Origin of the sequence: Phenylobacterium sp., assembly GCF_037138395.1 — a bacterium.
GTDB lineage: Bacteria > Pseudomonadota > Alphaproteobacteria > Caulobacterales > Caulobacteraceae > Phenylobacterium.
This window is the reverse complement of sequence record NZ_JBAXIM010000116.1, coordinates 1-8,060: the sequence shown is the minus strand read 5'-3', so window position 1 is coordinate 8,060 and position 8,060 is coordinate 1. Positions and strand designations below refer to the sequence as shown.

Here is an 8,060-nt window from a genome sequence, read left to right as displayed (position 1 = left end):
CCGGGGTTACCTCTGTCCCGTCAAGAGACAGGGAACAGGGTTCATGTCAAACCAAAGCAATTTCCGTGCCAAGGCGAGCCCCCGGGCCGCCGCCACCTACCGGAGTGTGAGCCTGGTTCTCGCGCTCCTGACCTTCATCGTGCTTCTGGCGGGAGCTCCCGCCCAGGCTGCGGCCTTTGCGCCCTTCGCCGGCAACGCCATGCAGACGGCCGGCGCTGAGCGTCTGTCGGGCGGAAATCGCTGGGCCGAGGATCGGCGGGTCGCCCCCGCTTACCGCAAAGCCTCCAACGGGTCCGCCCAGCGCGCTACATCCTACGCGTTCTTCGGAACCCGCCTCGTCCTGGCGCCGCAACGTCTGGCCTCGACCTCGGCTCGCCTTGGCGCCACGGAGAGCAGGGTCCTGGTGTCCGTCAGCTGGAGGGGTGCCGCAGCGCAAACCGAAGACTCCAATCCCTTCGCCCTCGTTGGCAACCGCAGCGGGCTGGTGAGCGCCACCCAGGCGGAAGTCCGCGACGGCCAAGTCTGGCTCACCGACCGCGGTGATGTCGAGGTCGCGGAAGATGGCGGGTCAAGCCGCCGGGCAGCCCCCTGAAGACCCAAAATCGGGCCGCAACACACTTTATTCACCGCGTTCCGAAAGACTTGTTTCACCTTCGTTTGAGAGACTTCGATGTCCTCCCCTTACGGCTCGATGACGCCAACGCATGAGGGGGGTCGGGTCCGCCACAACGGCGGACACGGAAACGGGAGACCGGGATATGAAGTCCCAAGACACGCGTTCGCGCGATCCCTCCCGCAAGCACCGGGACCAGAGGGCAGGCGCGGTCACAGCGCTCTGGATCGGCCTGGTGGCCGCAGGCGCCATGGTGACGGGACCCCAGGCCGCAGCTGCGCCCCCACCGGCGGCGGCGAAGTCGGCTCCCCTTCCCACCGCCCCCTTCGCCTATCGGCCGGCCATGAATTCTGGTGGCATGCTCCGACCGATCACCAGCGATTCCAAGCCTGGTCAAATCGTCGGGGAAAACCTCTTCGCCCAATCGGGAAACCGGAATGGTCTGACCAGTGCGGTGGCCGTCGAGACCCGGGGCGCAGACCTGTGGCTTGCAGCCCCTGCCCCCGTGGCCATCCGGGAGGCCCCATCCCCCAACCGAGAGGCGGCGCCTGCCGCTTCCCAAGGATCGCCGTCCTCTGTAGCTTCCCGGTGAACCTTCACCACCGGGGATCCCATGACCTTCCGCAGCCTCGTCGCTCTCGCCGTCCTGGCCCTCTGCCTTCCCACCCCATTGCGTGCAGCGACCGCTGAGACGCCGGCTGGCCTCACGGCCCGGGACTTTGCCCGGGAGCCCGCGATCCAGGGCCTCTCGATATCGCCCAGCGGAAAGTACCTGGTGGGGATCGTCTCCCCCGATGGCGACACGCGGTACATAGCGATCTGGGAGACGGCCAATCCCGGCAAGGCGCCGGTTATCCTCGGCGCCCAGAAGATGCGGCTGATGTCCGCGAGCTTCATCAAGGACGACCGGCTCGCCGTAAGCGCCCAGCAGCTATTCACCTACGGAACCCGAGCGACACACCTCCAGAAGCTCTACATCACGGACCTGAAGGGCGAAAAATGGACGCCGGCGATCCCGGACCAGAAGGCGAGCTCCGAGCTTGAGGACTTCGTCAACAAGACCAGCAGCCCCTCGATCCTGAGCACCCTGCAGAACGACCCCCGGCACATCCTGGTCATCGACAACCGGCTCGATGGTGACGGCGATATCTATAAGGTCGATATCTACAAGGGCTCGGCCGAGCGCCTGTACCGAGGCTCCGAGAAATACGCCGGCTACCAGCCGGACTGGAACGGCGAGCTCCGGGCCCGTCAGTATTCCGACTTTGAAAACGGCGCCATCTTCATCGGCCAGGAGTTCCTGAACCCCAAGACGGGACAGTGGGAGGAGCACTTCCGCTCCTACGCCAAGGACCGGAACATCACTTAGGTGGTGGGCTTCTCCCAGGACCCGAACATCGTCTACGTGAGCCGCCGGGAAAAGGATAAGGCCGGCGTCTACGAGTATGACCTGACCCAGAAGAAGATCGTGGGACCGGCCTTCGAGCACAAGCTGTTCGAGGCGGGCGGCGTGTTCCAGGACAAGGCCGGACGCGTCCTGGGCTTCGGCTACCAGGCCGATACATACCGGGACTACTGGACCGACCCCAAGCTCGGCGCCATCGCTAAGGGGCTCGGCCCAGCGCTGGGCGTGACCAACGTGACCATGGACTGGACAGACCCTGCGACCCCCGCGCCGGTCAAGGTCTCCTACCCGGACGGCGCGGGCGCCGTGATCCAGGATTTCTCCGAGGACTACCGGTATGTCCTGGTGGAGAAGTCGGGCCCCAACCTGGCGCCAGAGTATTACCTCCTGACCGACGGATCGAAGCTGACCCTGCTGGGCAAGGCGAGGCCGCAGATTCCCGGAGCTGCCCTCGGGGACTCCCGGATGGTCCAGTACAAGGCCCGGGACGGGCTGATGATCCCCGCCTTCCTGCACACGCCCTCGAAGGCCCGCTTCGGGGCGGGGCCCTACCCGGCCATCGTCCTGCCGCATGGCGGCCCGACGGCCCGGGATTACCTCGGGTGGGACAGAGGGGGGTGGACCAAATACTTCACCGCCCGGGGCTATGCGGTGATCCAGCCCCAGTTCCGGGGCTCCGACGGCTGGGGCGACAAGCTCTACCGGGCGGGCGACCAGGAGTGGGGCAAGGCCATGCAGGATGACAACGATGATGCGGCGAAATACCTGGTGACGCAGGGCCTGGCCGCACCAGATCGCATCGCCCTCTTCGGCTACTCCTATGGGGGCTACGCGGCCATGGCGGCGTCGATCCGGCCGAATGGGCTCTACCAGTGCGCCATTGCCGGGGCGGGCGCCGCCGAGATCCGGCGGTTCGAGAACCTGACCTATGAAAACCGCTTCCTGAGAGAGTTCCAGCGGCCGACGGTCGGCGGCCTCGATGTCCTGGCGAATGCGTCCAAGGCGTCGATCCCGATCTTCGTCTACCACGGCGACCGGGACCAGACCGTTCCGATCGAACAGGCGGAGCGGTTCGTGGCGGCCCTGAAGGCGGCCGGCCGGCCTTACCGATATCTGGTCCTCAAGGACATGGGACACCAGTTCAACCTGATGACCCCTGCCAATGTCGAGACCCAGTTGGTGGAGATCGAGAAGTACCTCACCACCGAGTGCGGACCCGGCGGCCTCTAGGGGAAGCGGGTGGCGGGACCAGACCTTTCAGACCCCTCGCTGTTGCGCGAAGCCGCCTGGATCGGTGGCGTCGAGCGGACCGGCGAGGCGTGGATACCCGTGACCAACCCGGCCACGGGGCAGGTCCTGGGGCGGGTTCCCGACCTCGGCGCTGAAGCCGCCCTCGAGGCCGTCGCGGCGGCCCGGGAAGCCCTTCCCGGCTGGCGGGGCCTGACCGCGAAGGCACGGTCAGTCATCCTGCGGCGCTGGTATGACCGGGTCCTGGACGCCCAGTCGGACCTGGCCCGGCTGCTGACGGCAGAACAGGGCAAGCCCCTGGCCGAGGCCGAGGGCGAGATCACCTATGCCGCGGCCTTCATCGAATGGTTCGCCGAAGAGGCCCGCCGGGCCTATGGCGACGTCATCCCCAGCCACCAGGCTGACCGGCGCCTGCTGGTGCTGAGGCAGGCGGTCGGGGTGGTCGCCGCCGTCACCCCCTGGAACTTCCCGGCCGCCATGGTCACGCGCAAGGTCGCACCGGCCCTGGCCGCCGGCTGCACCGTGGTGCTCAAGCCCTCGGAGCTGACCCCCTTCACCGCCCTGGCCCTGGCGCGACTGGCAGCCGAGGCGGGGGTCCCCGACGGGGTCTTCAACGTCGTCACCGGAGCGCCAGCCCCCATCGGCGAGGTCCTGACCGGATCCCCAGACGTGGCGAAGTTCACCTTCACCGGCTCGACCGCCGTGGGAAAGCGCCTGGCGGCGGCCTGCATGGGCACGGTCAAGCGGGTGTCCCTGGAGCTGGGCGGCAATGCCCCCTTCATCGTCTTCGACGACGCCGACCTCGAGGCGGCAGTCGAGGGCCTCATGGCCTCGAAGTTCCGCAATACCGGCCAGACCTGCGTCTGCGCCAACCGGATCTATGTCCAGTCCGGCATCCACGAGGCCTTCGCCCAGGCCGTGAAGGCGCGGGCGGAGGCCCTGAGGGTCGGCGACGGCCTGGCAGGCCCCACCGACCAGGGCCCCCTGATCAACGCCGCCGCCCTGGACAAGGTCGAGCGGCATGTGGCCGACGCCCTCGCCGGGGGTGCCCAGGTCCTGACCGGCGCCCATCGACTACCCGGCGAGGGCCTCTTCTATGCGCCCACCGTCCTGTCCGGCGTCCGCGGGGACGCCCTGGTCAACCGCGAGGAGACCTTCGGGCCGGTAGCGGGCCTTGTGAGGTTCACCACTGAGGCTGAGGTCCTGGCCCTGGCCAACGCCACCCGGTCCGGGCTGGCGGCCTACGTCTTCACCCGCGACGCGGCTCGCACCTGGCGGATGAGCGAGGGGATCGAGGCCGGGATGGTCGGGGTCAATACCGGCCTGATCTCCACGGAGGTTGCGCCCTTCGGCGGGGTCAAGGAATCGGGCCTGGGTCGCGAGGGCTCGCGTTACGGGCTCGACGAATACCTCGAAACCAAGTTGGTCTGCCTTGCGGTCTGACCGCGGCCGACCCGTCATGCCAAAGGGAAGGAACCCAACAGGGTGAAGCCAGGGTCCAGGCTCGCAATCTACCATCCGCCAGGAAGGATCGGCGCGAGAGCCAATCCCTTCGGCAAGGACGTGGCGAACCTGCAGCTCTACCGGGCCCTCGCCCGGCATGGCGGCTATGCCCGGGTTGACCTGCTCTCCAACCTGCCCGTCGCCGACGCCGACGTGGCGGAGGACCTGTTCCCGGACGCGCGGCCGCCCTGCCAGGTGGCGGGGGGCAGCATCCTGTCCGTCGAGGCGCCGGCGGAGGGCGGGATCCTCTTCCGGGGTCAGCCCGACCTTGAGACCCTGGCCTGGATCCGCCGTAAGGCGACCGGCGACCGGGGCTACAGCCTGGCGGGGCTGATCCATACCCTCGGGCCGCCGGCCATGCGTCAGATCATCGCCGGGGCCCTGACCTCGCCGGTCCAGCCCTGGGACGCCCTGATCTGCACTTCACCCTCGGTGCGGGACGCCGTGTCGCGCATGTTCGACGGCTGGGGCGACTTCCTGGGCGAGCGTTTTGGCGGCGAGGCCCGGCCCCGGCCCCAGCTGCCGGTCATCCCCCTGGGAGTCCCGGCTCAGGAGATCCGCGACAAGGCCGACCGCCCGGGTGCCCGGGCCCGGGTCCGCTCGGACCTGGGCATAGAGGCCGACGAGGTCCTGGTGGTCTGGGTCGGCCGCCTGTCCTTCTTCGAGAAGGCCTTTCCCCAGCCCATGTTCCGGGCCGTGGAAGAAGCCGGTCGCCTCGCCGGGAAGCGCATGCACTTTGCCCTGGCCGGCTGGTTTCCGGGGGGCGAGGCCGACCGGGCCCGCTATGAGCAAGCCGCCGCAGCCTACGCCCCCTCCGTCGAGGTGGACTTCCAAGACGGCAACGACCCGGAGGTGGTGGCCGACCTGTGGGCGGCTGGCGACATCTTCCTGTCCCTGGTGGACAACATCCAGGAGACCTTCGGCATCACCCCCCTGGAGGCCATGGCCGCCGGCCTGCCGGTGGTCGCCAGCGACTGGGATGGCTATCGCTTCACCGTGCGGCATGGCGTGGAGGGCTTCCTCGTCCCGACACTGGGGGGGCCGCCCGGGGCCCTCGGCGAGGCCCTTTCCGCCCGGCACGCCATCGGACTGGATTCCTACCAGAGCTTTGTCGGGGCCGTGGCCCAGCACACCGCCGTCCACGTGGGGCGGGCCGCCGAGGCCATCGCCGAACTGACCCGGAACCCGGAGCTCCGTCGGCGCATGGGCGCTGCGGGCCGGGTACGGGTCCGGGAAGCCTTTGACTGGCCTGTCGTGGTGCGGCAGCTGACCGGTCTGTTCGAGGAGCTCGCAGCCCTGCGCGCCGCCACACCCGGGGGCGCGGCGAGCCACAGGCTTCACCCGCTCAAGGGCGATCCCTTCGCCGACTTCGCCGGTTTCGCCACCCAGGACCTGGGCCTGGAGCGCCGCCTTCGCCTGCGACCCGGCGCGGGGGAGTCCGACCTGGCCCGATCCGAAGGCGTCGAGCTGGACGGCGCTTTCCGCATGTGGCGGGCGACGCCCGAGGAGGCCAGCCGGGTGGTGCAGCTTCTGGCCGGGGCCGGGGAGCTCAGCGTGCGCGACCTCCTGCTCGCCTTCCCTGCCGAGCGCCGAAGGGCCGTTCAGATGAGCCTGGTCTGGCTGGCCAAGATCGGCGTCCTGGACTGGCTTGCGCCTCAGGCCTGAGCAGGCTCCAGCCATAGCTCGCGAAGCCGGCCAGTGGCGCGGTCATCCACCCCCAGGCCCGCCAGGTAGGCCGCGACCGAGCCCGACCGCTCCCGGATCGCGGCGAAGGCCGATTCCAGATAGGCACCCTCCACGCCCAGGAAGGCGCGGACCGCTGTCTCCGAGGGCCGGCGGCCCAGGCTTTGCGTCAGGGCTTCGGTGACCTGGGGTAGGCGGGCCTCGATCCGCGCGGCGCGGTTGGTCAACTCGAAGTCCGCCGCAGCATCCTCAGGGCGGACCCCCAGCAGATGGTGGGTAAGGGCGGCAAGCAGGCCGGTCCGGTCCTTGCCAGCCGTGCAGTGGATGAGCACCGCCCGGCCCTCGCCCAGGGCCTCGAAATAGCGGCTGAAAAGCTCCTGGTGACGGGGCTCGAAGGGCGCCGTTCGATAATAGTCCAGGAAGAAGGCCCGGGCGCTTTGGGCCGACAGGTCGGTCTCCCTCAGGAAGGCCACGTGGGGCGGCTCGGCCTGGTCGCCGTGATCGCAGTCGATCACCCGGGCGGTGAAGCCCTCGGGCCGGCGGGAGGGCTGGTTCGCCCTTTCCGTGGGGCGGCGGAGGTCCACGACGGCGGACAGGCCGAGGCTGGCGATGCGCGCCAGGTCCGCGTCGGTGGCACCCCCGTGGTGGGCCGAACGCCAGAGCCGACCCCGCACGACCCGAAGGCCGCCGGGCACAGCATATCCGCCATAGTCGCGGAAGTTCTCGACGCCCTCGAGGGGCAGGAGCCGTTCATCGGGAGTCATGCAAGGCCTTATGGCTTGGGTCAGTGACGGATTCAGCACGGGGGAGGCGACATTCGGCGAGGAAGGCCTCCACCCCCGGGGCGACAGCGGCCAGGCCCTTGTAGCGCCGGAAGTCCTCGGGTGCCGCCGCCCAGGCCCGGGCGAAAACAGCGACGGCCTCGGAGTCCGCGGCCAGGGCCCTGAGGGGGGTCAGGTGGATGCGGATGGTGAACAGCAACCCGCCGGTCTGCGGCAGGCGGCGCAGGGTCTGCCGCTCGCAGCGGATGTAGAGGCCCGCCCCCGGCCGCCGCGGCCTTTGGCGGAGGGCCCGTCGCCGGGCCGCAGACGCCTCCGGGGCGTAGAGCCCGCGCCAGGCAACCACCGACCAGTTACGACGCTCGACGATGTCCTCTGAGGGCAGGTTTTCGAAGATCCTCCGCACACGGAGAAGAAACCGGTCGGCGAAACCGGGAACCGGGCCGTGAAGGTCCTCCAAGGTCTTTCCGAGGGCTTCATCCGCCGTAAAGAAGGACCCCGCGCTCAGGCTCAGGGCCGAGACCGCCCAGTCGCCCGCCCGCCGCTCCATCAGGACCAGGTCGTCCGGGACCCTCCGGGCGGCAGCCAGAAGTGGCGGGCGCAGGTCGGGTCGGGCGCGCAGTCCAAGGGCGCTGGCGACCAGGCCGGCCGCCTCGGCCTGGCCGGGACGCGAGCCCTGCGTCTCGCCCCAGACCTTGTCCGGAACGGCGCGGAAGAGGCGGTCCTTGCGCACCCAGGGCCGCGCCTCACCGCCCTCCAGCCAGGCCTCGGGCGCGATCCGCCGCAGGCCAATGGCAAATCCGGGCGGATCGGCCCAAGGCGGATCTGC

At 69.5% G+C, this 8,060-nt stretch carries 8 protein-coding genes; 6 read left to right on the top strand and 2 right to left on the bottom strand.

Annotated features, from left to right (window positions below; all coding sequences use genetic code 11):
- The first annotated feature begins 43 nt into the window (after positions 1-43).
- From WCJ52_RS09725 to WCJ52_RS09700, 6 genes are all read left to right on the top strand, one after another.
- Positions 44-592, top strand: a complete 549-nt coding sequence (locus WCJ52_RS09725; protein ID WP_336903107.1) for a hypothetical protein — start codon at positions 44-46, stop codon at positions 590-592.
- Positions 593-758: 166 nt separating this feature from the next.
- Complete coding sequence (locus tag WCJ52_RS09720; protein WP_336903106.1) at positions 759-1,205, top strand: hypothetical protein; 447 nt, start codon at positions 759-761, stop codon at positions 1,203-1,205.
- Positions 1,206-1,226: 21 nt separating this feature from the next.
- Positions 1,227-1,982, top strand: coding sequence for a hypothetical protein (locus WCJ52_RS09715; protein ID WP_336903105.1), 756 nt, complete (start codon positions 1,227-1,229; stop codon positions 1,980-1,982).
- Complete coding sequence (locus WCJ52_RS09710) at positions 1,983-3,248, top strand: prolyl oligopeptidase family serine peptidase (RefSeq protein ID WP_336903104.1); 1,266 nt, start codon at positions 1,983-1,985, stop codon at positions 3,246-3,248. It abuts the gene before it with no gap.
- A gap of 9 nt (positions 3,249-3,257) precedes the next feature.
- Positions 3,258-4,709, top strand: a complete 1,452-nt coding sequence (locus WCJ52_RS09705; RefSeq protein ID WP_336903103.1) for an NAD-dependent succinate-semialdehyde dehydrogenase — start codon at positions 3,258-3,260, stop codon at positions 4,707-4,709.
- A 42-nt stretch (positions 4,710-4,751) separates the two neighbouring features.
- Entirely contained in the window at positions 4,752-6,434 is a 1,683-nt protein-coding gene (locus WCJ52_RS09700; protein WP_336903102.1) for a glycosyltransferase family 4 protein, read from the top strand.
- Here WCJ52_RS09700 and WCJ52_RS09695 read toward each other — a convergent pair.
- Positions 6,425-7,216, bottom strand: a complete 792-nt coding sequence (locus WCJ52_RS09695; RefSeq protein WP_336903101.1) for a tyrosine-protein phosphatase — start codon at positions 7,214-7,216, stop codon at positions 6,425-6,427. The genes WCJ52_RS09700 and WCJ52_RS09695 overlap by 10 nt on opposite strands.
- Positions 7,203-8,060: heme-dependent oxidative N-demethylase subunit alpha family protein (locus WCJ52_RS09690; RefSeq protein WP_336903100.1), on the bottom strand; the 858-nt coding region annotated here is incomplete at its 5' end. The genes WCJ52_RS09695 and WCJ52_RS09690, both read right to left, overlap by 14 nt.